This is a genomic window from Flavobacterium sp. HTF, assembly GCF_003105115.1.
Taxonomy (GTDB): domain Bacteria; phylum Bacteroidota; class Bacteroidia; order Flavobacteriales; family Flavobacteriaceae; genus Flavobacterium.
In genome coordinates this window covers 24640-49790 of record NZ_QETH01000030.1, presented here as the reverse complement: position 1 = coordinate 49790, position 25151 = coordinate 24640, and the positions used below count along the sequence as shown (strand labels likewise).

The window sequence follows — 25151 nt, the reverse complement described above, 5'->3', positions numbered from 1 at the left end:
ACCAGGTGGAAGCAAAATGCGAAACTGTAAGTAAATGATTATATTATGTATTTTTTTAAATATAAAATATTTAGAAAAAAAGAAACGATAAACAATATTAAAAATAATACAGCCGAGATTCTGTTGGTTATTTTTTTCAGAAGACTTCGCAGCAGTATTATGTAGGCGACGAAAGTAACGAACATGTAAAAATTATACACATAATAATTTAACAGACCCGTCCATTGTGTAAAATAATAGCCAACCAATTCGGTTAGTACTGAAAACCAGATTAAAAGTAGTAAAAATTTAGCTTTATTACCAGGTAACTTGTGAAGATAAATCAACCCGACAGTTCCTGATAGTAAAGCTAAATAGATAATATAAGATCTTAAAAATTCGAACATAATTTTTTAATAGATTAAGCTTGGTGGTCTCCCGATGTTTCCGTAGTTCATTGGTTCAAGGCTTTGAATGTCAGCAGATGCTGCCTGTTTTGCAGCCACAAAGCCTTGTACTTTATTTGTACTGTCATCAGAATCCGTATTTGTTTTTCTGCCTGTTGCAGATAAAAACAGGGTAGTCAGGCCTGCTTTTTCACCATGTTTTTCGTCGTCCGGATAAACCCCAAAGTAAAAACGTATTCCATCCACTTCATAACCACTATTGGCTCCGTGTGTTTTTATATAATGAATATAACTTTCTAATGCTTCTAGTGAATACCATATCGCATTAGCATCTTCTTTTCTGGAAGATTTTGCTGTTAGCTGTGCTTTTTTATTATTGTAATTCAAATTCAGCTGCTTAGCAAATTCTTTTGTAATTAACTGACTAGGTTTTTCAGCAAGGTTTTTCATGATTTTTAAGTTTAAATGATTAGTTACTTATTCGATGGTTTGAAAATATTTCTGACAAAATTATTTTAAAAGACAAAATCCTACAAGGGTGAAATTACCCTTTTTTCTGTAGGTAAAAATATTCAGTAAAATGGGGTAATGTGCTAGTAAATAGTGTTTTGTGAATATTTAATTTTATGCTGTTCATTTTGAAAGCAATTTTTTGATAAAAATAACAATCAGTTGATTTTAAGTAAAATAGAGAATTATGAGTTTTTTAGCAGATCAAATGATCAATACTTTATCCAATAAAGTGTTGCGTCTCGAAAAAGCAAACAGCGATCGTGATTATTCCGGCGGAGGCTGGTACGAAGAGATAAAATATGCAATTTTTTTATATGCTGATTTTAGTGCAGTTTATATAAAAGAATCTTTCAGGAGTGCTTCAAGCGGAGGTTTGTACATTCCCAATCAGTCATCCCAAAAGGATATTGGAAAATGGAATGTATGTGAAGAATACGGCAAAATATATCTCGAAGTAATTTTTGACGATAATTCGAGTCAGAAATTAGAAACACAAAATTTCGGGCCCGGGCTTCAGAAACTTGGCGATCATGTCTGGAACAGGTATATTATTGGTTAGTTTTTGAGTATGGTTTTGTTTTTCGGCGAAAGTTTGAGCAGGTTATCAGGTCTGCTTGCCGAAATGACAAAACGGAACAAAAAAACCGACAATGTCTGATTGTCGGTTTTTTTATTGTGATTTACATATTCCTTATCTTAAACTTGCGCCAAGTTCATTTTCAAATGTTTGTTGCAATTTAGACATGATTTTATCAATTTGAGAATCGGTAAGGGTTTTTGTATTATCCTGTATCGTAAAACTCAAAGCATATGATTTTTTTCCTTCCGGAAGGTTTTTACCTTCATAGACATCAAACAGATTTATATCTTTTAAAAGTGCTTTTTCAGTCTGTTTTGCCAGATTATAAATACTCTCGTAAGTAGTTTTCTGATCAATCAATAAAGCTAAATCTCTTCGTACTTCAGGATATTTAGGAATTTCAGAATACTTAATTTTTCCTGTGATAATTTTTAAAATCAAATCCCAGTTAAAATCAGCGTAGTAAACATCCTGTTTAATGCCGAAGTGTTTTAAAATCGATTTTTTTACCACACCCATTTCCACCAAAGTGTCGTTGTTGTAACAAATAGATGTTCCTTCAGAGAAAATATCAGATTGTACCGGAGCGTTTGATATTTTATCGATTCCTAAGCGTGACAAAATTGCTTTTACATATCCTTTCAATAAAAAGAAATCTGTAGATTTCTGAGGATTTGTCCAGCTTTCTTTGTTTCTCTCTCCCGAAATTGACAAAGTCAGATGTTTATGTTCTTCGAAACCATTCAGGTATTTATGGTATGATTTTCCAAACTCAAACAATTTCAAATCAGCATTTCTTCTGTTGATATTGTATGAAATCGCTTCAAGAGCAGAGAACAACAGCGACTGGCGCATTGTTGCCAAATCACCGCTCAACGGATTCAACATGGTAACGTTGTGTTCTTCCTTTAAAACAGTCGATAATTTTGCATAAGCGGCTGTTGTCAGTGAATTTGCCATCATTTCATGAAAACCTTGCGAGTTCAATTGGGAAGCGATGATATTCTGTACTTTATAATCTTCAGTTCTTGGCGAATTTGAAACTGTAGCATTGAATTTTTTAGAGAACTCGATATTATTATACCCGTAAACTCTCAAAATTTCTTCGATCACATCAATTTCACGCTGAACATCAACACGGTAAGCAGGAATTGTTAATCCTAATCCTGATTCAGAAACACTGTTTACTTTAATATCTAAAGAAACTAATATTTTTTTGATAGTATCTTTTGGAATTTCCTGTCCGATAATTTTTGATACATGGCTGAAATTCAAAAGAACAGAAAAGTCTTCTATTTTTTTAGGGTAAATTTCAACAACATCAGAAGTGATTTTTCCTCCGGCAACTTCCTGAATCAAAATAGCTGCACGTTTTAAGGCATATTCTGTGATAGTTGGATCAATTCCTCTTTCAAATCTAAATGAAGCGTCAGTGTTTAACTGATGTCTTTTTGCTGTTTTACGAACACTTACAGCATCAAAATAAGCACTTTCTAAGAATATAGAAGTTGTCCCTTCTGATACACCTGATTTTTTTCCGCCAAAAACACCTGCAATACAAAGCGGTCCTTTTTCATCGCAAATCATTAAATCTTCAGCGTGCAATGTTCTTTCGACATCGTCCAAAGTCGTAAATTTTGTACCTTCAGGTAACGTTTTTACAATTATCTTTCCGTTTATTTTTGCTGCATCAAAAGCATGAAGCGGCTGTCCTAATTCGTGTAAAACATAATTGGTAACGTCAACAATATTATTTTTTGGAGTCAGTCCGATAGCTTTTAGACGGTCTTGTAACCACGCAGGAGATTCTTCAACAGAAATCCCTGAAATTGTTAAACCGCAATATCTTGGAGCCAAATGAGAATCTTCAACACTTACATCAATTTTAAGAGTACGCATGTCAACTCTGAAATTGCTTACAGAAGGCGTAATCAATTCTATGTTTACACCACGTTGTAGCATTCCTGCTCTTAAATCACGTGCCGTACCGTAATGGCTCATAGCATCAGCACGGTTGGGAGTTAAGCCAATTTCGAAAACTTCATCGCTGGTGATATCAAAGACCTGTGCAGCAGGAGTTCCCGGTTCCAGATTTTCGTCTAAAACCATAATTCCGTCATGGCTTGTACCAAGACCCAATTCATCTTCAGCGCAAATCATTCCGTGACTATCCTGTCCACGTATTTTTCCTTTTTTGATAGTAAATTCTCCGCCATCTTTATCGTATAAAACGGTTCCGATAGTAGCAACAGGAACTTTTTGACCTGCAGCAACGTTGGCAGCGCCACAAACAATCTGTATAGGAGCTTCCTGACCAATGTTTACAGTAGTCACTTTTAGCCTGTCGGCATCCGGATGTTTTTCACAAGTAAGTACGTGTCCTACAACAACTCCTTCCAAACCACCTTTTATAGATTCGTATTTTTCAACAACTTCAACTTCCAGACCTAAATCTGTCAGTAATTCTGAAGTCTGCTCTGATGTCCAGTCTGTTTTAATGAATTGTTTTAACCAGTTGTAAGATATTTTCATGTTAACTTTTTATTCTTGAATAAGGATACAAATATAAGGATTAGGTGCTGTAGTAAGAAAGAATTTATTTGGTTTTTTGAAACTGTTTTCTTTTTTTAATTCTTAATCAATATTGCAAGTTTTATATCGGTATATTATAATTCTTTGTATTTATTAGAAGTAAATTTTAGAATGTTTTATATTAGATCAATTCTTCAACGTGCTTTTTAATATTCTCAGCAATCTTTTTTGTTGGCAAATCATTTTCATCATCGCCAAAAGGGTCTTCAATTTCTTCTGCGATAAGCTCCAAACTTGCCAGTACATAAAAGATAAAGACTACAACAGGGGCTACAAAATATCCTAAGCTGATAGAATAACCAAAAGGCAGTGTCATCGTATAAAAGAAAATGAATTTTTTGATGAAAGCGCTATAAGAATAGGGTATAGGAGTATTTTTTATTCGCTCGCAGGCACCGCAGATATCTGTAAACGATTGTAATTCCTGATTTATCGTAATAAGCTGATCACCTGTAATTTTTTTAGTTTCGTATAAATAATTGATTTTATGATACATCATTCGCATTACCTGATTTGGTTTGTGTTTATGATGGTCAATTTCAAGGTCAACGTCTTCAAAAAGCTGTTTGCTGGTTTCTTCGTCTTTTAAATGTTTATGCAGAAAAGAGGCGTAAGTCGCAATTATTTCCCTAAAAAACTTTTTGTCGCTTTCGTCTTTTAGAATGGCAGAAAGTTTAATCGCAAGGTTTCGGCTGTTGTTTACAAGACTTCCCCATAATTTTCGTCCTTCCCACCAGCGGTCATAAGCTGTATTCGTTCTGAAAACCAATAATAAAGAAATAACAAAACCAAGCATTCCGTGCATAATCGGAATATTATGGATGTAATGGTTTTTATTAAATTCAAAATATTCTACTTCAAGATAGCCTACAGCTGCCGAATAAACCCCTATAGCGAGCATAATCGGAAGTAATTTTCTGATCGTATCCGATTTGTGAAAATGAAAGATAAAAGTAAACCAGTCCTTGGTATTGTATGAAATCATTTAAATCTGTTTTTGAACAAATTTAAATTAAAAATTAATATTTCCCGCTAATTCTTTTAGTGCAATTTCAGATAATTTTGCTTCGAACTGGGCATTACTGTAACGTACTTTTGCATTGACATAATTGAGCTGTGCCGTTCTGAAATCAATGGTTGTAATGGTTCCGATTCTGAATTTATCTAAAGTGATTTCTAAATTTTGTTTGGCAATTGCTTCGTTATCTTCTTCCAGGTCAATCAGTTCCAAATTGGTTAAATAGGTCTGAAATGCTGTGCTTAATTGCGTATTCAAAATCAGATTTTGCTGTTCGATGGCAATTTGAGAATTTTCAATTTGAATTTTAGCCACTTTTTCATTTCGATGCTGATTAAAACCGTCAAAAATATTTAAGGTAGCATTAAAACCATAATTTAAACCTCTGTTGGATGTTGAACTGGTAAAGCCTAAACTCGATTCGCTTTCCGCAAAATTATATCCGGAAGTTAATCGTACAACAGGATAACGGTCTGCTCTTACCTGTTTCAATTGCAGTTCGGCTACACGTTTGTTTATGATTTGTGTTTCCAGAACAGGATTTTGTTTTTGGGCTAAATTCATCAAATCGGCCAAAACCAATTTGTTATCAACGGTTACATTATCGGTTACTTTAAAATCAATTTTCGGGTCACGGGCCAAATATTGGTTTAATAATATTTTGCCGTTTGCATAAGCTTCTTTTTGTCTCAATAAAGCAACCTGATCAGAATTTAAATCCACCTGCGCGTTTAAAACTTCTAATTTTGAAGCTTTACCAATGGTAAAACGATTTTGGGCCAGAGTCAGTCTTTGTTTGGAAATAACGATTGTGGTGTCTAAAGCCGCTAATTGTTGCTGTTTTTGCACAAGGTCATAATAAGCAGAATTTACCTGACCAATTTTGACAAGGATAGTACTTTTGAGCTCGGCATCGCCCAGTTTCTGAAGTTCTTTTAACTGATCGTATCGGGCAAACATTTTCATTCCGTCAAAAACAGTCCATCCTAAGCTAACGCCATAAGTCAAACTGTTGTTTTTAGCATTATCCAGATTGGTCGAAGTTCCGTCCTGACGTGTTTGAGATGAATTCTGAATACTATTATTATCTGTAACAGAAGCAGTAGCAGTAGGTAACATTCCGGCATTTCCGACAGTTACATTGGTTTCGCTTACTCTTGTATTGTTTTTCGCAATTTTAATTTCAAAGTTGTTTTCCAAAGCTATTTTCATAGCTTCTTCGATAGTCAAAACTTCCTGCGCCTGTGTGCTTATGGCGCAAAAGAAGAATAGTATTAAACTACGGAATAGAATTTTAGTGTTCATGATTTTTTTCTTTTACCTGAAATTCAGATTATAAACTGAATTTCAGGCTAATAAATTATTTACTTTCTTTTTCATATTCTTCGATATGGTCAAATTCCGGATAATGTTTCCTTGCTTTAGACCACATTAAATAAATTGCCGGAATAACAAAAAGCGTTAAAGCCAATGAGAAAATAGTTCCTCCAACAATTACAACTCCCATTCCGATTCTGCTGGTAGAGGCAGCTCCCAAAGACATCGCAATTGGTAATGCTCCTAAAGCAATCGCTAAACTCGTCATTAAAATCGGACGTAAACGCGCTTCTGATGCTTCTAAAATAGCTTCTAATTTTGGTTTTCCCTGTTCTCTAAGCTGATTGGCAAATTCTACGATCAGAATACCATTTTTAGTAACCAGACCAATAAGCATTACCGTACCAATCTGACTAAAGATGTTCCATGTCTGGTTAAACAGCCATAATGAAAATAAAGCTCCTGCAACGGCCATTGGCACAGTCAGGATAATAATGAAAGGATCAATAAAACTCTCAAACTGAGCCGCAAGAATTAAAAAGATTAATAGCAAAGCCAATCCGAACGCAAAAGAAGTATTTGAACTACTTTCTACGAAATCTCTTGATTCTCCGCTCAAATCGGTTGTAAAGGTTTCGTCCAGCACTTTTGCCTTAATCTGATCCATGGCTTCAATACCGTCACTGATACTTTTCCCAGGTGCTAAACCTGCAGAAACGGTTGCAGACATATAACGGTTGTTATGATACAATTGCGGAGGATTACTTTGCTCTTCAATATTAACAACATTGTCCATCTGGATTAATTCACCACTTTTGTTTTTAACGAACATTGAAGTTAAGTCCAAAGGTTTGGAGCGGTCTTTTTGGTCGAATTGCCCGATTACCTGATATTGTTTTCCGTTTTTTATGAAATATCCAAAACGCTGACCGCTTAAGGAAAGCTGTAAAGTTTGTGCAATATCAATAATAGAAATTCCTAAACTCTCGGCTTTTGCACGATCAATGCTTACGTTGATTTCAGGTTTATTAAATTTTAAGTTTACATCGTTATTCGAGAAAACATCGCTTTTACCGACTTCTTCCATAAAAACAGGAATTTTTTCTCTTAATTTTTCAAAAGTCGGAGCCTGAATGATATACTGTATCGGTAATCCTCCACGTCTGTTTACAGCGATGGTAGGCTGTTGAATTACAGAAGTTTTGGCATTTGGATATTTTTTCGTCCATTTGGATAATTGATCAGCAATATCTTTTTGGGATTTTTCTCTTTCTCCCGGATCTTTTAATGAAAGCCTGATAAACCCGGAATTTGCTGCCGAACCTCCCGAACCTGGAGCCGTAATCACCAAACTCACTTTTTTCTCGGGAATAGAATCATCAACCAATTTTGAGATTTCCTGCATAAATCGGTTGGTGTATTCATAAGACGAACCTTCAGGTGTAGTCATACGCATCGTTACAGAACTACGGTCGTCGTAAGGAGCTGTCTCTTTTGGAAGTATGGTGAAAAACAAATAAATCAATCCGAAACACACAATCAAAATCGGGAAACTAATCCATTTTTTGTTCATGAAACGGGCCAAAGAATCGGCATAACCGCTGTTTAATTTTTCAAAAAACGGTTCTGTTTTAATATAGAATTTCGATTTTTTCTGTTCGCCGCCTTTCATCAAATAAGCGTTCAGCATCGGTGTTAGGGTTAATGATACAAAGGCAGAAATTAATACCGCAGCACCAATTACAACTCCAAATTCCCTAAAGAGTCGGCCAACGAAACCTTCGAGGAAAATAACGGGTAGAAATACCGCTGCCAAAGTTACCGAAATCGAGATTACAGCATAGAAAATTTCATTAGAACCTTTTATCGCTGCTTCAATTGGCGACATTCCTTCTTCAACCTTTTTAAAGATATTTTCGGTCACTACAATACCATCATCCACAACCAGACCAGTTGCCAGTACAATAGCCAGAAGAGTTAATACATTTATGGAAAATCCGAAAAGCCACATAATAAAAAACGTAGCAATTAACGAAACCGGAATATCAATCAGAGGCCTGAATGCAATTGCCCAGTCCCTGAAGAATAAATAGATAATAATGATTACCAATACAATAGAAATCCCTAAGGTTTCTGCTACTTCATGCACTGATTTTTTTACGAAAAGGGTATTATCAAGGGCAATATTTAGTTTAATATCCTTTGGTAAATCTTTTTTTAAGGCATCATATTTTTTATAAAATTCAGATGAAATATCCAGGTAATTGGCTCCCGGCATAGGCACAATCGCCAAACCAATCATCGGAAGTCCTGAAGAAGTTAATCCGGTTTCGATATTTTCCGGCCCTAATTCTGCCCCGCCGACATCACTCAGACGAACAATTTTTTCCCCGTCTGTACGAATGATAATATTGTTGAATTCTTCCGGTTTAGAAAGATTTCCGATTGTTTTTACCGTTAATTCTGTATTGTTTCCGGTTAATTTTCCGGATGGTAATTCTACGTTTTGAGCGTTTAAGGCGTTACGAACATCAGAAACCGTACAATTGTAGGCGTTTAATTTTATAGGATCAATCCACAAACGCATGGCATAACGCTTTTGTCCCCAGATCTGCACTCCGCTTACTCCCGGAATGGTTTCTAAACGTTGCGAAATGACATTCTCAGCATAATCACTTAGTTCTAAAGCACTTCTTGTATCACTTTGAACGGTCATCGAAATAATAGATTCACTATCGGCATCTGCTTTGGAAACTACAGGCGGTGCATCAATATCCTGAGGTAAACTTCTGACAGCCTGTGAAACTTTATCACGAACATCATTTGCGGCTTCCTCTAAGTTTTTATCTAAATTAAATTCGATTGTAATGTTACTGCTTCCCTGATTACTTGACGAAGTGATATTTCTAATTCCGTCGATTGCATTTACCGCTTTTTCAAGAGGTTCTGTAATTTGTGATTCAATAATGTCTGAATTGGCTCCGGTATAGTTTGTTCTGATAGAAACCTGTGCCGGATCAATAGACGGGAATTCACGAACACCCAAAAAGGTATAACCAATAAAACCGAATAAAATAATCAAAAGATTCAGTACAATGGTTAAAACGGGTCTTCTTATACTTGTAGTTGATAAACTCATATGAGATTTTAGATTTTAGATCATAGATTTTAGATTGCTAAATATCTATTTTCAAGTTTTTTGTCTTTAGACTTTATGACTTTAAACTTTAAGACTAAATTATTTTTTAACTTTCACTTTTATTGGAGCGTCATTTTTTAAGGACATAACACCACTTGTAATGAGGGTATCTCCGGCTTTTAGCCCCGATAAAATTAAGATCGAAGCATCTGTTCTGGTAGTAGCGTCCACCATCACTTCTTTGGCTTTTCCCATATTGGCGATAAACACTTTTTTACCACTCTGCACAGGTACAATAGCTTCTGAAGGAACTACGATAGCGTCTTTAATAATATTTAAAGGAAGTTTTACATCTGCAAAAGTACCGGGAAATAGTTTTCCGTCCGTATTAACGGCTATGGCACGAATTTGAAGAGTACGTGTTGCTACAGCCACTTCGGGCTCAATCGCATATATTTTTGCGGCATATACCTTTTCAGATCCAGAAACAGTAAATTCGATATTTGATCCTGATTTTACTTGTGAAGCATATTTTTCAGGAATAGAAAATGTGATTTTTAACTTGCCCGTGTTAACTAGTTTGGCAACTAAAAGGGCAGGGGTGATATAAGTTCCCGGAGATATGGAACGTAAACCGATTTTTCCTGAGAAAGGCGCTTTCACGGAAGTTTTGGCAATTTGGGCGCTGATTAGCTGGCTTTGTGCTTTCGCGGAAGCGTAGTCTGCATTGGCAACATCAAATTCTTCCTGGCTAATGGCTTCTTTCTGAAGTAACAGTTTTGCTCTTCTCTGGTTTTCTCCTGCCAGATTCTCTTTTGTAACAGCCTGTCTTAGTTGTGCTCTTAACTCAATATCATTTACTTTAAAAAGAACCTGACCTTTATTTACATTAGTACCTTCATTAAAGTAAATACCTTCCACAATACCCGAAACTTCACTGTGAATCTCTACTTGTTCATTGGCTTCAATAGAACCTGATAAGGATAGGTTATTATCAAATGTAGATGTTTTGACCACAATTCCGGTTACAGAAGTAGGGTTGTCTTTGTCTCCGAATTTTTTAGATTCTTCGTTTTTACTTTTATTAGATATGATTCTGTAGGCAATAAACCCTCCAATTCCGATAATAAGAAGGGCATAAATTAGGTTTTTTACTTTCATAAAATTGAGGTAAATGTATTTTGGTATGTGTTTAGGTAAGTGTACAAAATTAGCTTTTTGAACTGAATACTAAAGAGCTTATTTTTTATTTAACATTTGTATGTACAAATCTTTACATTAGTTTTAAAATGTTGTAAATCAGTTAGTAATGTGTTTTTTTTTGTGTTTGTTATAGTGATAAATGTAATTTGGTCATCAATAGTTTTTTCCGTGTTTTAAATTAGGATATAGTCATGAAGAGTTTAGACTGCGTTTTTATTATTTGGTTTAATGCGATATTGGCTTTTTTTTAATTTTTTAACAAATTTTCCAATAAACACCTTTTAATGACGCTATTTGTCTGTTTTTACTCACGTAATTTTACTCAAAAATATATTTTAATTTAAGTAATTTCTTTCAAATAAATAAATATCTGCATTTTGTCTGATTTTTTTTGCACTTTATCGATTTTATTCGTAACATTGATAAGCTTAAACAAAATGATGAATTTTTTGTGAGAATAATAATGTTTTTGGAGCTTAAGCGTTAAAATGTGTAGGTTTTTTATTTGTTTTTAAGTTAAAATTATTAATTTATAAAATCAATTAATTAACAATTGTTTATAAATTGTTAATGTTTCTTTCCAAAAACTACTTATTTATGGCGAAAAAATTATTGCTTGGCTTATGGTTATGCTTATTGCTGTTTGCAATATCCTATTTATTTTGGCAAAATGAATTCAAATACAGTCTTCCAACGCCTGTCCCTAAAAACTACCATCAGATTGCGATGGGATCCAGAATTGATTTAGGAAAATGCTGGGTTACCAACAACAAGCCGGTTTTTATCCATTTCTTTAATCCTGATTGTCCATGTTCCCGTTTTAATATCCCTCATGTAAGCGGTTTGATCAAAAAATATGGAGATCAGCTCAATTTTAAAATCGTAGTCCTCAACAAACATAAAAATTTTACCATTGAGGAAATCCAGAAAAAATTTGGAGCCGATGTTCCGGTTTATTTTGATTCGGCAATGGCAGAAAAATGTGGTGTTTTCTCAACGCCCCAGGCCGTTATTATTGACCCTTCGCACAATTTATATTACCGTGGAAATTATAACAAAACCAGATATTGCACTAATGCTGACAGCAATTATGCCCAAATGGCAATTGACGCTTTGCTGCAGCAAACCAAAAGCCCCTCGTTTAATGCTTTGGCTCTAAGAGCTTACGGATGTTCGTTACCAAAATGCACTAAATAAATCTAACCCCTTAACCCAAAAACCAAAATTATGAAAACAAAAGCTAGTTTGAATGAACAGGATTACCTGCACAGTTTTACGTCAACCATGACTCAAAAGTCTGATACCATTATCAATTACGTTCTGGCTATCTATTTCCTACTCGGAATCGCTCTGGCCTTTAAATACGATACTTTTGAGATCGGTGTGGGTGTGGGTACGATCAATCTTTTATTATATTATTCTGCAAAATGGTTTCTTAAAAAATCTAATTTTTACCAATACGTATTATCTGTAGTGCTGGCTATTTTTATGGCACAATACATTTATCAGATGCATGGTTTGTTCGAGATGCATTTTACAGTATTCATTGCCAGTACGATTCTGATTATTTATCAGAACTGGAGATTACAAATACCGCTTACGCTTTTGGTAGTGCTGCACCACGCAGGTTTAGCCTATATGCAGAGTTTTGTATATAATGATCCAAAAGGGCTGCAATTGTATTTTTCACAGGTAAATTTTGATTTAGAAACGCTTCTTATTCATGTTGTTTTGGCCGCTGTTGTATTCTTTATGAATGGGTACTGGGCTTATTATTTTAAAGAACACAGTCAAAAACATATTTCTAAAATATCTGACGAGTACGAACTGGAAAATATAAAACTGGCATCTGCAAAATACAGTTCGTTATCGGCCAATAATGAGTTTAATGTTTTTGTTTACAGAACGGCACAGGATTTAAAGCTTCCGGTAAATTCTGTTTTAAAACTAATTGATGTTTCAAAAGGGCATACCGATAACGATAAACTGCTGAGTTATCTGGAAATGATGAGAGAAAGTGCTAAAAAAATTGATGATTTGGTCAATGATATTCATGGTAAATCAGCAAACAGGGTTTCCTGATTAGCGCTGAGCTGTATTAAAGTATATTAAATCAATCAGTTTTTAACTTAAATTCTTATTGTATGTCCAAACATGATTTTGAATCAGCAAAAACAATGCTCGATTCTCTCAAAAAATCTTTTGATTCAAATTCGTATGAGAAAATAGGAAGTGAAACCGAATTTGGAAAAGAAGTTGCTTCTATATTTAGTGAGTACAAGGGTAATCCAAATGCAAAAAATCTGGATTTTCAATACAAAAAACTTATCCAGATTGCCAATGATATCCAGCATCTCAAGTTAGCCAACGATGCAACTCTCCCGGACTGGCTGGAAGAGGAACTCGAAGCGGTTTTCAGGAAAATAAAAGACACCTTGATTATTTTAGAAAACGATCTTTAATGAGAATATTACTTTAGAAAAGACATTTTTAAAAGCACAAAATAATAGCATATTAATTATTAAATAAAAAATTATGGATACCAGAATTACCCGCCCGACTCCATCCGACAGAGAAGTTGATTGGAATAAAACTAAAGTATTACTCAGTAAAACAGATACAAAAGGAACAATTTTATATGCTAATGAAGCTTTTATTGATGTATCGGGTTATGATGAATTTGAACTCATCGGACAGCCGCACAACGTTATTCGTCATCCTGATATGCCAAGGGTTATTTTTAAATTTTTGTGGGATAGTATCAAAGCCAATCAGAATATCCATGCTATTATAAAGAATATGTCTAAAACAGGCAGATTTTATTGGGTAATTACAGATTTCAAAATCATTTCTGATTCTGATGGGGAAATTGTGGGTTTCTTCGGAACCCGAAAATCAGTCCCTGAAGATATAATTGTAAAATTTATCGAACCGCTGTACAAAAAACTGCTGCATATTGAAGAAGCAAGCGGAATTCACGCTTCTGAGGAATATCTGGTTGGTTTTCTTGAAGAAAGAAACAAATCTTATATGGAATATGTAGATCATCTGGTGGCAACGGGAAAAGATGACAAAAACAAAGTAAAAAAAGGTTTTTTTAATGGCTTTTTCGAAAAGAAAGATGTCAAAAAGAAATAGATAAGATAAAAATACGCTTCATTGTATCAGCTCTAAAATAGTAAAGCTTTTTTGCCCCAAATCTATCAAGCTTACTAATTTAATAGAATGTTTTAGACTTAAACACGGAGGGTTTAAGATGATACTTTGAAGTGTTTTTTTTGAAGGTTCAAAGCTGCAGAGGTACAAAGGTGCAAAGGTATTAAGTTGCTATCCAGAAGCTTGAGATAATACTTTCAGCTTTTAAAAAACATAATTCGCGAAATTTTAAAATTAAAAATCTTAGAATACATTACTATCTCAACACCTTTGCACCTTTGTCCCTCTGTACCTTTGTCCCTCAACTAATATAATTCCAAATATTCTTCTTCTTAGTGAGTTCTATAAAGACGGCTTTTAGGATTGCGTGTTCGGGTTTTTGGAGTGCGGGATCTTCTTTTAATATTTTCATGGCATAATTTCTACCTAAAGATAAAATATCACGGTCTCTTACAATATCGGCAATCTGCAGATTCAGGACACCGCTTTGCTGTGTTCCCATCAAATCTCCGGGACCGCGAAGTTTAAGGTCAACTTCGGCAATTTCAAAACCATCGTTGGTCTGTACCATTGTTTCCATACGCGTTTTGCTGTCGGAACTCAGTTTATGGCTGGTCATCAGGATACAATAACTTTGTTCGGCACCACGGCCAACGCGCCCGCGCAGCTGGTGTAATTGTGACAGTCCAAAACGTTCGGCACTTTCTATGATCATTACACTGGCATTCGGTACATTTACACCCACCTCAATTACCGTTGTGGCCACCATGATATTGGTTTTACCTTCAGAAAAGCGTTTCATTTCGGCATCTTTATCTGCGGGTTTCATTTTTCCGTGCAAAATCGAAATTGAATACTGAGGCAGCGGAAAATCTCTTGAAATACTTTCATAGCCATCCATTAAATCCTTGTAATCCATTTTTTCAGATTCCTGAATCAACGGATAAACGATATAGATTTGTCTTCCTTTTGCAATTTCATCCCGAAGGAATTTCCAGACTTTCAGTCGATTCGTGTCGTAACGGTGCACGGTTTGAATTGGTTTTCTTCCCGGCGGCAATTCATCAATTACAGAAATATCTAAATCTCCGTATAAACTCATCGCCAGAGTCCTCGGAATAGGAGTAGCGGTCATGACTAAAACGTGCGGCGGAATATCATTTTTCTTCCATAATTTAGAACGCTGCTCCACACCAAAACGATGCTGCTCATCAATCACAGACAAGCCTAAATTTTTAAATTTTACTTTGTCTTCCAACAAAGCATGCGTGCCGATTAAAATATGCAAAGTTCCATTTTCAAGTTCTTCATGAATTACTTTTCTGGCTGCAGTTTTGGTTGAACCGGTTAGTATTTTGATGTTGATATTTAATGTTTTAGCCAGTTCGGATAATCCGATGAAATGCTGATTGGCCAGAATTTCCGTTGGTGCCATCAAACAGGCCTGAAAACCATTATCAATAGCCAAAAGCATGCTCATAAAAGCCACAATTGTTTTTCCAGAACCTACGTCTCCCTGTAATAAACGGTTCATCTGGGCATTGCTTCCCATATCTGACCGAATTTCTTTGATCACTCTTTTCTGTGCATTGGTCAGATTAAACGGCAAATGATTTTGATAGAATTCATTAAAAAGTTCTCCCACTTTCGTGAAAGGATGCCCTTTTATTTTATGTTTCCGAATGAGGTTTTTTGTGATTAACTGCAACTGGATGAAAAACAATTCCTCAAACTTTAAACGAAATTGCGCTTTCGCTAAAGCATCCGTACTTTTCGGAAAATGTATATTGAATAAAGCGGCTTTTTTAGAAATCAGTTTTACTTCGTCCATTAAATACTGCGGAAAAGTTTCCATAAACAAAGCCTGGGTTTCAATAAACAGCTGTTGCATTAATTTATTGATCGTTCTGTTTGAAATTCCTCTGTTTGTCAGCGTTTCCGTAGAAGGATAAACGGGCTGCATGGCAGAACGCAGGCTTTTTTCATGCTCACTTAACAGTTCAATTTCCGGATGTGCCATACTAAACTGGCTTCCGTACAAAGAACATTTTCCAAAAATTACACAAACCTCGTTCAGTTTCAGACTCTCGCGAACCCATTTGTGCCCCTGAAACCAGTTTAAATCAATTTGTCCTGTATCATCCACGAAAGTGGCAACAAGACGTTTTTTGTTTTTAGCAAACTCAACTGTTTTGATATTAATTATTTTTCCGATAATCTGAACCTCAGAGCCTGTATTTTGAAGTTCGTTTATCTTATAATAGCGGGTTCTGTCGATATAGCGGTTCGGAAAAAAATTAATCAAATCTCCATATTTATGAATTCCCAATTCCTTGCGAAGCAGCTGGCCGCGACTCGGACCAACACCTTTTAAGTATTCGATTGGGGTTTCCAGAAGATTATTAGACATTAGGTAATTTTAGATTTTTAGATTTTAGTCCGATTCCGAAATTTCGGGACGGAATTGATTTAGACTTGAAGGATTGAATTTTTGATTTGGAATTTTCCAATAGCGAAGATAGATTTTAATTGGGAATTTTGAAAATTCAATTCTTTGAAGATTAATTAATAGCCAGTCATTTTCCTTTTCATATTATTTATATATAACAAAAACTTATATTTAATTTTTTTTATTGCCTTTGTAAATTCTTTATGTAGCTAATTCGAAACCAAAATGCATAATATAAAATATATATAACAATGAAAAAGCTTTATAAATTTGATAAAGACGAATTATGGTATGCTGAATATTGGATTTCAGATTTAAAGAAAGTTATCATCCATACTGGTAAAGTGGGTACAAAAGGAACTACAGAAGAATTGGATTTCTCAAACTTTGATCAAAACGATAAGAAGCTAGATGATTTTTTTCAAGATCGTTTTAGAAAAATGGGATTTAACGAATTTCATAGTGATAATTTATATTGGTTAGTTGTCCAGTATAAAATGAAGAGTTTAAAAGGAAATACTCGTGATTACTGGTTGAGAGATAAAGCGACAGACTATTTGAATGATGAACTTGGATGGAAAGGTTTAGGACATGTTGATGGATTTGATATGGGAAAAACAATAACAGATTCAAAAAAATTTGTACTTAACATATTTTGTGTTGTAGTGAACGAAGAATTAGGAATTAATGCAATTAAACGTTGTTTAAAGGAATATAGACTCGATTATACGCAAATTAAAATTGCATCAAGAAAATATTCATTTGATGGACAATATAAATTAAAATATTCAGCTAAAAAAAATGATCAGACCTTCAATATTTAGAAGACATAAGCTTTTTAAATAGAGGAGTTTTTGTATTTATTTTAAACGATAATATTTTAATAAATAAAGATAATTCTTAGATTTGTTCAACTATAAGCCACTAAAAAAATGAGTAAAGAAGAAAAATTTCCTTTTGAAACTATTGAATTTGCAGGTGTTACATTTAAAGTTATTAACCGACATGAAGCCCACGAAATTATTGGAAATCTAACGGATTTTAAAGACCAGAAAATCTACAATGTTTTTGAAGATACCTGGCGTTTTCCTGATTATGAAGAAAATGCAATATTTCTATTGGCAGAAGCTGATGTTGAAATGGATTCCTTCGAGATGGAATTTAATACAGAAGAACATCCGGATATTTTTATTCTTGGTTTTATTTTTAAAGGAAATCTGATCGTAAATAAATTAATCAGTTCTTTCGATACAGACAATTCCCCGGCACTGATTGTACTCGGAAAAACGACTACTCTGAATATCAATTTGTTTGGCAACGTGCATTATCTTGGTGGCGGACTGCAGTGTGATACCCTCGCAGGAGAATACAATCATGGAGAACTTTTTGTAAAAGGAGAGGTATCAGCCTGGTTGATTTACAGCGACGACATGCAGATGCATTTTGAAATGTTTAATAACGTTCAGTCCGTTATTAGTGCAAATCGCCCTGATGTAACGATCTGCAGCAGGCTTAGTACGGCAGATGGAGAAACGATTATGATAGAAAGTTATTTCCCATCTACGCATAAGTTATCTGATATTGTAAAAGATTTATATGTCGAATATTCAACAGATTACGATAGAGAAACATTAATTTCTGATTACTTCGAAAAGGTCTTCAAAGAAGGACTTTCGCTTATTGACCACGAAAAAGAAGACCGGTATCTGTATACCAATTTTCGGGATCAGTTTGTTGTAATGGTACAAACGTTATTAGATAATGAAGTCACCGTTAAAGACGGAAGTTTGTATGTTGAGGACGGAATTTCAAAATATAGTTTTGTTAAGTTTTCACACGAAGAAGAACGTTACTGTCAGATCGCAACAACAATTATAAATGGATTTGACATTAGAATACGTGCGTTATGGAATGTTGAAAGCAAAGAAATAACACTTTTGCTGGAATATCTTGATGAAGAAGAAAACACCAAATACCAATGGATAAATAATGAAACGGCAGTAGGAATTGAATATTACGCTGTAAAGCATGCTATTATAGAAGCCTTTGAAATCTTAAATAAAGAAAGCCTTGCCGTATATGATGAAACTGAAGAATATGACGAAGAAGATGAAGACAAACTAACGTTAGAGGATTTTTTAGTTCAGTTTGGAGAATCTGAAGTTCCTGATGATTTGCTAAAATTATTCGAATTTCAATCTGAATATGGAGGAGAATCATTTTCAGAATCATTTTATTTTTATACGTACGATAAGACCGGAATAAAAACATGGTCTGAAGATGAAGAATTTTACAATAGCTTTATCGAATTTGCCACTGCCAACGGATCAGGAAGTTCTTATGCCTATTGGCTTGTTGACAAAGATTTGAATAAATGCCCGATTGTCGTTTTTGGAGATGAAGGTGGTATTCATGTTGTAGCAGAAAATACAAAACAGTTTATTTCCCTGCTTACTTACGATACTGAAATTTCGGTTGATCACGAAACTGTCTATTTCTACAGAGATGACGAAGAGTATGAGGAAAGCGAAAATAAAGAGGAATTTGTAAACTGGGTAAAAGAAACTTTTGGTTCAGATGCTGTTGATACAGAAGAAGAAGCCGAAAAAATCCTTCATAACGCCAAAGAAAAATTCGGAAAGAAATTGAATGCTTTTTTGGAGAAATTCGACATTGAAACTTTTGAAGAACAAGAATATAAACCGAAAGAAAAAGTAGCTTCGGATAAGTATGCCTTTCAAAAAATTGAGGGAGAAAAAATAGAATTTAAAGATTTTAATTTTAAACTGGCAGTCATTCAGATTTTGATGTACGAAAAAGAATTGCTGCACCCGAAATTTGATTTGTACGAGTTTGTAGAAATTTATGACAAAAGGGAAATTGATGTTGAAGAAGAAGGTTATGGTTTTATTCCCGAAGTAACGGAATACTTTGAAAACCTTGAAATTGACAGGAAATTTGCAGACGAAATAACAGAAATTATTCAGGATGGCGGAGACGATATTTATCTGGAATTATATCGTTTTTGGGATGGCGAAGATGATGTCTTTAATATCAAATCGGCAGATGATTTTAAGAATTTTAAAAACATAGCCAAAGTAGAATTGTTTTATGATGAAGATGACAGCCTGATAAACGAACTGAAGAAAATGGGGATAGAAACCGACTATATTTAGACTTTACGACCGGAATAAATTATCTTTGAATAAATTTAAAAAGAATGACAACACATTTAGCACTTTTACAAGGTATAATTTAACTGCACTATGATTTTATATTATTGATTTACAATGTTTTAGCTTCCTAAAAAAAAGTAAAAAAAATTAAACTTTAACATTTGCTATAATACTTCTGATAAATTATTATATTTAAATCAAAAAAAATAGATGGATATTCTTATATATACTGTTATAGCATTTGCGTGTGGTTTAGTGCCAACACTACTAACACTGTGGTTGAATGAAAGGGTCAAGGGGAGTGTAAAAAATACCTTCGATAAACAGTTAGAAGTCCTAAAAAAAGAACATTCAAAGGAAATTTTTCAATTTCAATCAGAGATAAATCACCTTAAATCTAATGATAGTTTTAAGTTTACAAAGTTGAACGAAATTCGACTTAAAGTGCTGGCAAAAACACATCAACTTTTAAATGAAAATTTATCGTTGCTTAAAGAATATACATCACCAGTCAAAATTGTTCCTAACGGAAAAACTTTCGAGGAAAGTGAAAGGGAATTCAGTTTAAAATATCGAGAGGCACACAATAAATTTTTAAAATACTTCAATCACAACTCTATTTATTTGTCTGAAGAGATGGAGAATTTAATATTAGACTACGTGGCCAAATGTGCTTCGATATTTGACACTTATGATGCAAAAGTACAATATCCAAAAAGTGAAAACATAATCTTGCGTGATGCTTATACCGTTTATAAGAAAATACCAGCAGAAATTCACCCGTTAAAGAAAGGAATTGAAGTTGAATTTCGTAAACTTTTAGGAGAATAATTTAACGATTTAATTTATGTTGAACTATCCAGATATAATATACCAAATACTAGGTTTTGTTGGCTTACCTGCATTATTTACATTGTACTTAACTGAAAGAGTTAAAGGCAACATCAAAAGCACGTATGACCGAAAGCTCGAAGAAATTAAAAAAGAAAATACTAAAGAAATTGAAGAAGTTAAAAAGGAGCATTCAAAAGAAATTTCTCGCTTTCAAGCTGATGTAAATCAATTGAAGTCCCGAGAGAATTTTAAGTTTACAAAATTACACGAAAAGCGATTTGAAGGCTTAGCTGAAATCTACAGTTATCTGTCACAATTAATGGAGCTTTTACATATATACAGTGTATCCATAAAGAATCAACAAACTAATAATATAGACAGTATTGAAATTGCTAACGCTCAAAATAGTTTTATAAATACCTATGCTGAGTCATCAAAATATATATCTCGCAATATGTTATTCTTTGATGACAAAACTGAAATAATGCTTGTAAATTATATGATACATTGTAGAGACTTTTTTAATACATATGACCAATATAAGTATATGCAAGAAATTAATAAGGAAGATAAATTAGGTTTTACATTTAATTTTGACGCAGAGTATCAAAAATTGGAAAAATTAATATTTCCTCTTAAGAAAGAAATAGAAAAGGAGTTTCGTAAATTTTTAGAGGAATAATCTTTTCCCATTATAACCAATCTGTAATTCAATAACATATAATAAATGATTCAAACTGGTATAAAAGTTAAAAGCGTAATTGTCTTCATTAAAGAAAATCTAAGTATCATAATTATATTGCCAGCGTTGTTTGGAGGTTTATGGCAGTTATTTGAACTATGGAGCATTGCGCCATCTTTTATTAGATTTTTTTCAATATCGCAGATTGTACCAGATGGGTTATTCATCTTATTTCTTTTAATATATTGCTCTCTACCTTTTTTAGGGGCACATTTAGTACATACTGCAATAATTAAAGATGATAAAACTACTTTCGAACTAATGACCCTTCCAATAATTAAAAATAAAAAAGTGAAACTAAAGGTCTATGGGTTAGGTTTTTTATTACTTACGTTATGTGGTATTATCCTTTATTTGTATTCTTCATTTATCGATGACACAATCATAAGAATGGATATGGGACTTATATTAGCAATTCCATTGATTGCGTTTTCTAATTTATTTCTTAATAATTGCTACAATACTACCAGTCCCGAATCAAAGTACAACTATAAATTAGGAAATTTTCTTCTACTAATTTTGTATTGCGCAATTGCGATATATGCCTTTAAAAGAGTTCATAAAATTCGATTACCACGTAATATAGCGAACATTGAATACATTACTGCTGTCACACAAAAAAAATATCCTGATTCAAAGAATGAAATTCTATATTTCAATGATAAATTCATTTTTTTTAAAATCACCGACAAACATAAAATTGATAAAGAAACAGATGAACTTACTGAGAAGATTGAGATACTAAAACTTGATGACCTTTTCATCAAGTAATTCTGCTATAATTAAAAAGCCACTTAGAGATAAGTGGCTTAATTTATTGTTTATAGCTTCAATGCTTTCTATTCATCATCAAGTAATATATCTGATGAAATTATGAATTCATCAATTGCTTCAAAGAATTCTAATTGATTCCTTTTGTAGCGTTCAATTTGAATCAATATTTGCTTTAATATTTCATCTTCTGGTGTTTCATTTTCTAATGTTGGTTCTTGTTTCATTTTAGTTAAGTTTTCCTTTATGTGCTTCAGTTCCGATTTTGCAATTGTATATTGGTTTTGGAACTTGTTGCTTATTACCAAGATTGGTTTTGTTTCTATTTTGGATTGTTGGTACTTGCTTAATATGAGTGTCTGTTGTTGTCCAAATTCGTATCACATCATCGTTATAAATATTGATATATTGAATCTCAATATTAACATCATCTTCATTATCAATATTCCGATAAACTTCTAATAAATTATCGTGCTTCTTTTGTTCATAATCCCAATTACAATATTCATTTGAATTGTAATTCCGTTTCTTTATTTCTCCAATTATCTTCGTTGTACCAGAATAATATATTACGTCCCAATGCGCATAATCATCTTTTGATTCTTCTTTAAAGTAACACCACGATTGTGTATCGCAATATGATTTGAAGATTTTCCGTCCGTCTTCATCGGCTTGCCTAAATTTGTTCATTCTATTCTGTTTTTTCTTGTGGTTGTTCGCCAGTATCCGAACCTGTTTTATTATGTGTTTATTATAAATATCTAGCTTTTTCCAAAACGCCAGATTATTTTCATTTTAATATGAAATTCTTTCTTCCAGCTCTTCCAACGTTAATATCTGACCGTTATCAATTTCATCTTGGATTAATGCCTTCTGGATATATTTGATATTCGCTTGGCTTAGAATTTCTGATAGATAATGTGAATCAATTGAATCTATTTCGACTTCAACTCTTTGATTTATTTGGCCAATAAATTCATCGGCATATGTGGTAGCAGATTCTCTCATCATCGCCAGAAATAAATCATCATCATTTGGTTCGATATCTTGTGTTTTAGGCTCTGAATTTAACCTCATAACACTATTGTTGTTTTCCTTGTTTAAATCGCCTGTATAATCTTTGAAGTTGCTCCAATACCTTTTAATTGTGACTGTACTTTTATTTGTCTGGTTCGCCACTTTTTTCTGGGTAATTTTCCCCTCTTTTTCAAAGTCCCAATTTTCTAGTACTTCGTAAATTTCCTGTGATGTTTTATCTCTTCTAAGTTTGGATATTTCTTGACAAACAATTTTTTGTTTTTCTTTTTTATCCATTTTTAAATTTGGATTGAAGAGGATTCTTCGTTCCTTATTCAAATGAACATCTAAGGTGTTTTCGTTTCTTTTTTTCATAACACTTGAAATGATGCCTTTGATTTCACTTTCTTTTAGTTGGGGATGCATATTTTGATTAATCACATTTGCGCACGCTCTTAAAAATGGTTCACCTTTCGTCTGGTTCAATAGTGCGTATTGTGATAGAATGAAGAACATTGTTGAATTTCTGTTACCACTTTCAATTCTTCTGGGTATAAATGGTATACACATATTTTCTTTGTGGTCAGTGAATACAACATAAGGTGTATCATCACTAAAATATTCGTCAGTGTTATCAAATCTTAGTTTCGTTGAATCATCTTTGAAAAAGGTATCATTTGTCGTTATACATCTTTCTCTCTCTTTCTTATTATCAACAAATGATACCTTTTTTGCAATTTGATAAGTTAAACTGCTTTCGTTGTAATATAAATTAGGGTCGTATGATAAAACTGTTTGTTGAGTTGCTTTCTTAGCACCTATATCTGCTCTGATTCCAAGTAAATCTGATACCTCAGTGTAAGTGTCCGAGAAGTTCTGTAATGTTAGGCCATTAACCTTAACAAGAATTCCAAACCCCGTTTCGGAGATTGATTTCCAACTTGCCATAACATATTCGTTATTGGTAATAGTGGTCTCACCATCAACATCAATATATAGTAAGCCAGTATTGCTTTTGATGTTGTCATTTGTAGCTTTTTGATTGAAGTTAAAGTTGAAACGAAACGTTGGGAGTTTCGATATTTTAATATCGTCAAATAAGTCATTGGCTTTACCAATTTGTCGTAGTGATTGGATTGTTTGAAGGTTTGAATCACCTTCTTTGATTGTTTTTAATATATCAATTATTGGTAACGATGATATAACGTTTGAGTTTTTTCCGTTCTGGAACTTGTTGATTAACATTGTTCATATTGTATTCTGTTTTTCGTTAGATTCTGTTTTTTAATGGGTAACAGAACCAGCAGTAGATGGCCGTCTATTTGTCTGCTGGAAACCCAAATTTGTGAAAGTTTATTCTTTTTATATTAAATATCTACAATTAACTAAAAATGTACATGCTATTGTTTTTTTTTACTGGGAGAATTCGCTAAAATTACCTGTATATGATATAAAATCTTTCTTCTTAGTATCCCAAATATAGCCCCAAATAGTGGGGTTGGATATTGTAGCCATTCCTAAACTAAGATAGGCATCTGAAATCTTCGAGTAGTCACCCTCAAATGATTCATCTTCTATATTACCATTTGTATTAGTTGTTTTTCCATTCCCGTAAAAGAGAGTATATCTTTTTGTTTTCATTGTATTACTTTTTTTGTTATGGTTGCCCATAGGCAACCATTTATGTTTTGTGGTTAGTATAAAATGTAAATTATTGGTGATTTATTTGATACTTTGAAAAAGGTATTCAACCTTTTGAAAAAAATCGTTGGTGTGGTTAACCTTTTCATATCTTAATGTGTGAGCATATTCGTGAGCCACTAACCATTTAACCAGCTCCGCTTTGTTACTTACATTTCTTCTGATGAACTTAGTTTCTTTTTTATATTTAGATTCAATTTCAGTCACTGATGGATATTGCAAGAAATTCAACAATGATTTCATATTTACGTGAATTCTATTTTGTTTATAATTTGCCCAAGCTAATTCTTTTCCATCAGCTTCAATAAATAGGGAAGGTTGTTCCTTCATTTCATCTAGTACAATTTCGATACTGTAGTAATTACGAACAAACTTCTCTTCACCTAATTTATTTTTAAAAATTTGTTTGATAGTATTCTGCCTTTCTTGAAGTGGGATAATATGTTGAGTTTTCAACTTTGCAAATGTGTTTTCAATCAATTTGATTACTTCTTTTTCTTCAGTTAATTTCATTCTATTCTGTTTTTTATTAGGTCATCTGTCAATGACCTCTTTCA

General features: G+C 33.5%; 22 protein-coding genes. 10 read left to right on the top strand and 12 right to left on the bottom strand.

Annotated features, from left to right (window positions below; translation table 11 throughout):
- Nucleotides 1-392: 392 nt before the first annotated feature.
- Complete coding sequence (locus DCO46_RS11245; RefSeq protein WP_116752649.1) at nt 393-836, bottom strand: hypothetical protein; 444 nt, start codon at nt 834-836, stop codon at nt 393-395.
- Between the two features lie 247 nt (nt 837-1083).
- Here DCO46_RS11245 and DCO46_RS11240 point away from each other — a divergent pair, with 247 nt between their 5' ends.
- Nucleotides 1084-1458 carry a hypothetical protein gene (locus tag DCO46_RS11240; RefSeq protein WP_116752648.1) on the top strand — a complete coding sequence of 125 codons (375 nt, stop codon included), beginning with the start codon at nt 1084-1086 and terminating at the stop codon, nt 1456-1458.
- Nucleotides 1459-1590: 132 nt separating this feature from the next.
- Here the strand turns inward: DCO46_RS11240 and pheT are convergent, their stop codons facing one another.
- The 5 genes from pheT to DCO46_RS11215 form a co-directional block, all read right to left on the bottom strand.
- Nucleotides 1591-4011, bottom strand: coding sequence for a phenylalanine--tRNA ligase subunit beta (gene pheT, locus DCO46_RS11235; RefSeq protein ID WP_116752647.1), 2421 nt, complete (start codon nt 4009-4011; stop codon nt 1591-1593).
- Nucleotides 4012-4192: 181 nt separating this feature from the next.
- Complete coding sequence (locus DCO46_RS11230; RefSeq protein WP_116752646.1) at nt 4193-5056, bottom strand: bestrophin family protein; 864 nt, start codon at nt 5054-5056, stop codon at nt 4193-4195.
- A gap of 27 nt (nt 5057-5083) precedes the next feature.
- A complete protein-coding gene (locus tag DCO46_RS11225; RefSeq protein ID WP_116752645.1) occupies nt 5084-6394 on the bottom strand; it encodes a TolC family protein in 1311 nt (436 codons plus the stop codon).
- Nucleotides 6395-6449: 55 nt separating this feature from the next.
- A complete protein-coding gene (locus DCO46_RS11220) occupies nt 6450-9545 on the bottom strand; it encodes an efflux RND transporter permease subunit (protein ID WP_116752644.1) in 3096 nt (1031 codons plus the stop codon).
- Between the two features lie 99 nt (nt 9546-9644).
- Nucleotides 9645-10706 carry an efflux RND transporter periplasmic adaptor subunit gene (locus tag DCO46_RS11215; RefSeq protein WP_116752643.1) on the bottom strand — a complete coding sequence of 354 codons (1062 nt, stop codon included), beginning with the start codon at nt 10704-10706 and terminating at the stop codon, nt 9645-9647.
- Between the two features lie 639 nt (nt 10707-11345).
- Between DCO46_RS11215 and DCO46_RS11210 the strand changes: the two genes are divergently transcribed.
- The 4 genes from DCO46_RS11210 to DCO46_RS11195 all read left to right on the top strand — a co-directional run bounded on the left by DCO46_RS11210 (nt 11346) and on the right by DCO46_RS11195 (nt 13886).
- Nucleotides 11346-11945 (top strand): TlpA family protein disulfide reductase, encoded by a 600-nt coding sequence (locus DCO46_RS11210; protein ID WP_116752651.1) that lies wholly within the window; start codon nt 11346-11348, stop codon nt 11943-11945.
- Nucleotides 11946-11975: 30 nt separating this feature from the next.
- On the top strand, nt 11976-12830 hold the full coding sequence (locus DCO46_RS11205) for a hypothetical protein (protein ID WP_116752642.1): 855 nt from the start codon (nt 11976-11978) through the stop codon (nt 12828-12830).
- Nucleotides 12831-12892: 62 nt separating this feature from the next.
- Complete coding sequence (locus tag DCO46_RS11200; protein ID WP_116752641.1) at nt 12893-13210, top strand: hypothetical protein; 318 nt, start codon at nt 12893-12895, stop codon at nt 13208-13210.
- A gap of 73 nt (nt 13211-13283) precedes the next feature.
- Nucleotides 13284-13886 (top strand): PAS domain-containing protein, encoded by a 603-nt coding sequence (locus tag DCO46_RS11195; RefSeq protein WP_116752640.1) that lies wholly within the window; start codon nt 13284-13286, stop codon nt 13884-13886.
- Nucleotides 13887-14205: 319 nt separating this feature from the next.
- On the opposite strand, the gene recG is transcribed toward DCO46_RS11195, so the two are convergent.
- Nucleotides 14206-16314 (bottom strand): ATP-dependent DNA helicase RecG, encoded by a 2109-nt coding sequence (gene recG, locus DCO46_RS11190; protein WP_116752639.1) that lies wholly within the window; start codon nt 16312-16314, stop codon nt 14206-14208.
- 290 nt (nt 16315-16604) lie between these two features.
- Here recG and DCO46_RS11185 point away from each other — a divergent pair, with 290 nt between their 5' ends.
- The 5 genes from DCO46_RS11185 (at nt 16605) to DCO46_RS11165 (ending at nt 21876) form a co-directional block, all read left to right on the top strand.
- Nucleotides 16605-17177 (top strand): hypothetical protein, encoded by a 573-nt coding sequence (locus DCO46_RS11185; protein WP_116752638.1) that lies wholly within the window; start codon nt 16605-16607, stop codon nt 17175-17177.
- 108 nt (nt 17178-17285) lie between these two features.
- Nucleotides 17286-19529 (top strand): DUF6892 domain-containing protein, encoded by a 2244-nt coding sequence (locus DCO46_RS11180; protein ID WP_207784967.1) that lies wholly within the window; start codon nt 17286-17288, stop codon nt 19527-19529.
- A gap of 210 nt (nt 19530-19739) precedes the next feature.
- On the top strand, nt 19740-20360 hold the full coding sequence (locus DCO46_RS11175) for a hypothetical protein (RefSeq protein WP_116752637.1): 621 nt from the start codon (nt 19740-19742) through the stop codon (nt 20358-20360).
- Between the two features lie 16 nt (nt 20361-20376).
- Nucleotides 20377-21045: a hypothetical protein gene (locus DCO46_RS11170; protein ID WP_116752636.1), complete on the top strand. Its 669-nt coding sequence runs from the start codon at nt 20377-20379 to the stop codon at nt 21043-21045.
- A 45-nt stretch (nt 21046-21090) separates the two neighbouring features.
- Entirely contained in the window at nt 21091-21876 is a 786-nt protein-coding gene (locus DCO46_RS11165; protein ID WP_116752635.1) for a hypothetical protein, read from the top strand.
- A gap of 68 nt (nt 21877-21944) precedes the next feature.
- On the opposite strand, the gene DCO46_RS22675 is transcribed toward DCO46_RS11165, so the two are convergent.
- The 5 genes from DCO46_RS22675 to DCO46_RS11145 form a co-directional block, all read right to left on the bottom strand.
- Nucleotides 21945-22103 (bottom strand): hypothetical protein, encoded by a 159-nt coding sequence (locus tag DCO46_RS22675; protein ID WP_165828918.1) that lies wholly within the window; start codon nt 22101-22103, stop codon nt 21945-21947.
- Nucleotide 22104: 1 nt separating this feature from the next.
- Nucleotides 22105-22566, bottom strand: a complete 462-nt coding sequence (locus DCO46_RS11160; RefSeq protein ID WP_116752634.1) for a hypothetical protein — start codon at nt 22564-22566, stop codon at nt 22105-22107.
- A gap of 105 nt (nt 22567-22671) precedes the next feature.
- A complete protein-coding gene (locus DCO46_RS11155) occupies nt 22672-24138 on the bottom strand; it encodes a BT4734/BF3469 family protein (RefSeq protein WP_116752633.1) in 1467 nt (488 codons plus the stop codon).
- Between the two features lie 168 nt (nt 24139-24306).
- A complete protein-coding gene (locus DCO46_RS11150) occupies nt 24307-24534 on the bottom strand; it encodes a hypothetical protein (protein WP_124019559.1) in 228 nt (75 codons plus the stop codon).
- 81 nt (nt 24535-24615) lie between these two features.
- Nucleotides 24616-25107, bottom strand: a complete 492-nt coding sequence (locus DCO46_RS11145; protein WP_116752631.1) for a hypothetical protein — start codon at nt 25105-25107, stop codon at nt 24616-24618.
- Nucleotides 25108-25151 lie beyond the last annotated feature (44 nt).

What these genes read in the sequence shown, in the direction of transcription:
- DCO46_RS11245 (WP_116752649.1), bottom strand. Translation starts at nt 836, where the DNA reads ATGAAAAACCTTGCTGAAAAACCTAGTCAGTTAATTACAAAAGAATTT.
- DCO46_RS11240 (WP_116752648.1), top strand. Translation starts at nt 1,084, where the DNA reads ATGAGTTTTTTAGCAGATCAAATGATCAATACTTTATCCAATAAAGTG.
- pheT (WP_116752647.1), bottom strand. Translation starts at nt 4,011, where the DNA reads ATGAAAATATCTTACAACTGGTTAAAACAATTCATTAAAACAGACTGG.
- DCO46_RS11230 (WP_116752646.1), bottom strand. Translation starts at nt 5,056, where the DNA reads ATGATTTCATACAATACCAAGGACTGGTTTACTTTTATCTTTCATTTT.
- DCO46_RS11225 (WP_116752645.1), bottom strand. Translation starts at nt 6,394, where the DNA reads ATGAACACTAAAATTCTATTCCGTAGTTTAATACTATTCTTCTTTTGC.
- DCO46_RS11220 (WP_116752644.1), bottom strand. Translation starts at nt 9,545, where the DNA reads ATGAGTTTATCAACTACAAGTATAAGAAGACCCGTTTTAACCATTGTA.
- DCO46_RS11215 (WP_116752643.1), bottom strand. Translation starts at nt 10,706, where the DNA reads ATGAAAGTAAAAAACCTAATTTATGCCCTTCTTATTATCGGAATTGGA.
- DCO46_RS11210 (WP_116752651.1), top strand. Translation starts at nt 11,346, where the DNA reads ATGGCGAAAAAATTATTGCTTGGCTTATGGTTATGCTTATTGCTGTTT.
- DCO46_RS11205 (WP_116752642.1), top strand. Translation starts at nt 11,976, where the DNA reads ATGAAAACAAAAGCTAGTTTGAATGAACAGGATTACCTGCACAGTTTT.
- DCO46_RS11200 (WP_116752641.1), top strand. Translation starts at nt 12,893, where the DNA reads ATGTCCAAACATGATTTTGAATCAGCAAAAACAATGCTCGATTCTCTC.
- DCO46_RS11195 (WP_116752640.1), top strand. Translation starts at nt 13,284, where the DNA reads ATGGATACCAGAATTACCCGCCCGACTCCATCCGACAGAGAAGTTGAT.
- recG (WP_116752639.1), bottom strand. Translation starts at nt 16,314, where the DNA reads ATGTCTAATAATCTTCTGGAAACCCCAATCGAATACTTAAAAGGTGTT.
- DCO46_RS11185 (WP_116752638.1), top strand. Translation starts at nt 16,605, where the DNA reads ATGAAAAAGCTTTATAAATTTGATAAAGACGAATTATGGTATGCTGAA.
- DCO46_RS11180 (WP_207784967.1), top strand. Translation starts at nt 17,286, where the DNA reads ATGAGTAAAGAAGAAAAATTTCCTTTTGAAACTATTGAATTTGCAGGT.
- DCO46_RS11175 (WP_116752637.1), top strand. Translation starts at nt 19,740, where the DNA reads ATGGATATTCTTATATATACTGTTATAGCATTTGCGTGTGGTTTAGTG.
- DCO46_RS11170 (WP_116752636.1), top strand. Translation starts at nt 20,377, where the DNA reads ATGTTGAACTATCCAGATATAATATACCAAATACTAGGTTTTGTTGGC.
- DCO46_RS11165 (WP_116752635.1), top strand. Translation starts at nt 21,091, where the DNA reads ATGATTCAAACTGGTATAAAAGTTAAAAGCGTAATTGTCTTCATTAAA.
- DCO46_RS22675 (WP_165828918.1), bottom strand. Translation starts at nt 22,103, where the DNA reads ATGAAACAAGAACCAACATTAGAAAATGAAACACCAGAAGATGAAATA.
- DCO46_RS11160 (WP_116752634.1), bottom strand. Translation starts at nt 22,566, where the DNA reads ATGAACAAATTTAGGCAAGCCGATGAAGACGGACGGAAAATCTTCAAA.
- DCO46_RS11155 (WP_116752633.1), bottom strand. Translation starts at nt 24,138, where the DNA reads ATGTTAATCAACAAGTTCCAGAACGGAAAAAACTCAAACGTTATATCA.
- DCO46_RS11150 (WP_124019559.1), bottom strand. Translation starts at nt 24,534, where the DNA reads ATGAAAACAAAAAGATATACTCTCTTTTACGGGAATGGAAAAACAACT.
- DCO46_RS11145 (WP_116752631.1), bottom strand. Translation starts at nt 25,107, where the DNA reads ATGAAATTAACTGAAGAAAAAGAAGTAATCAAATTGATTGAAAACACA.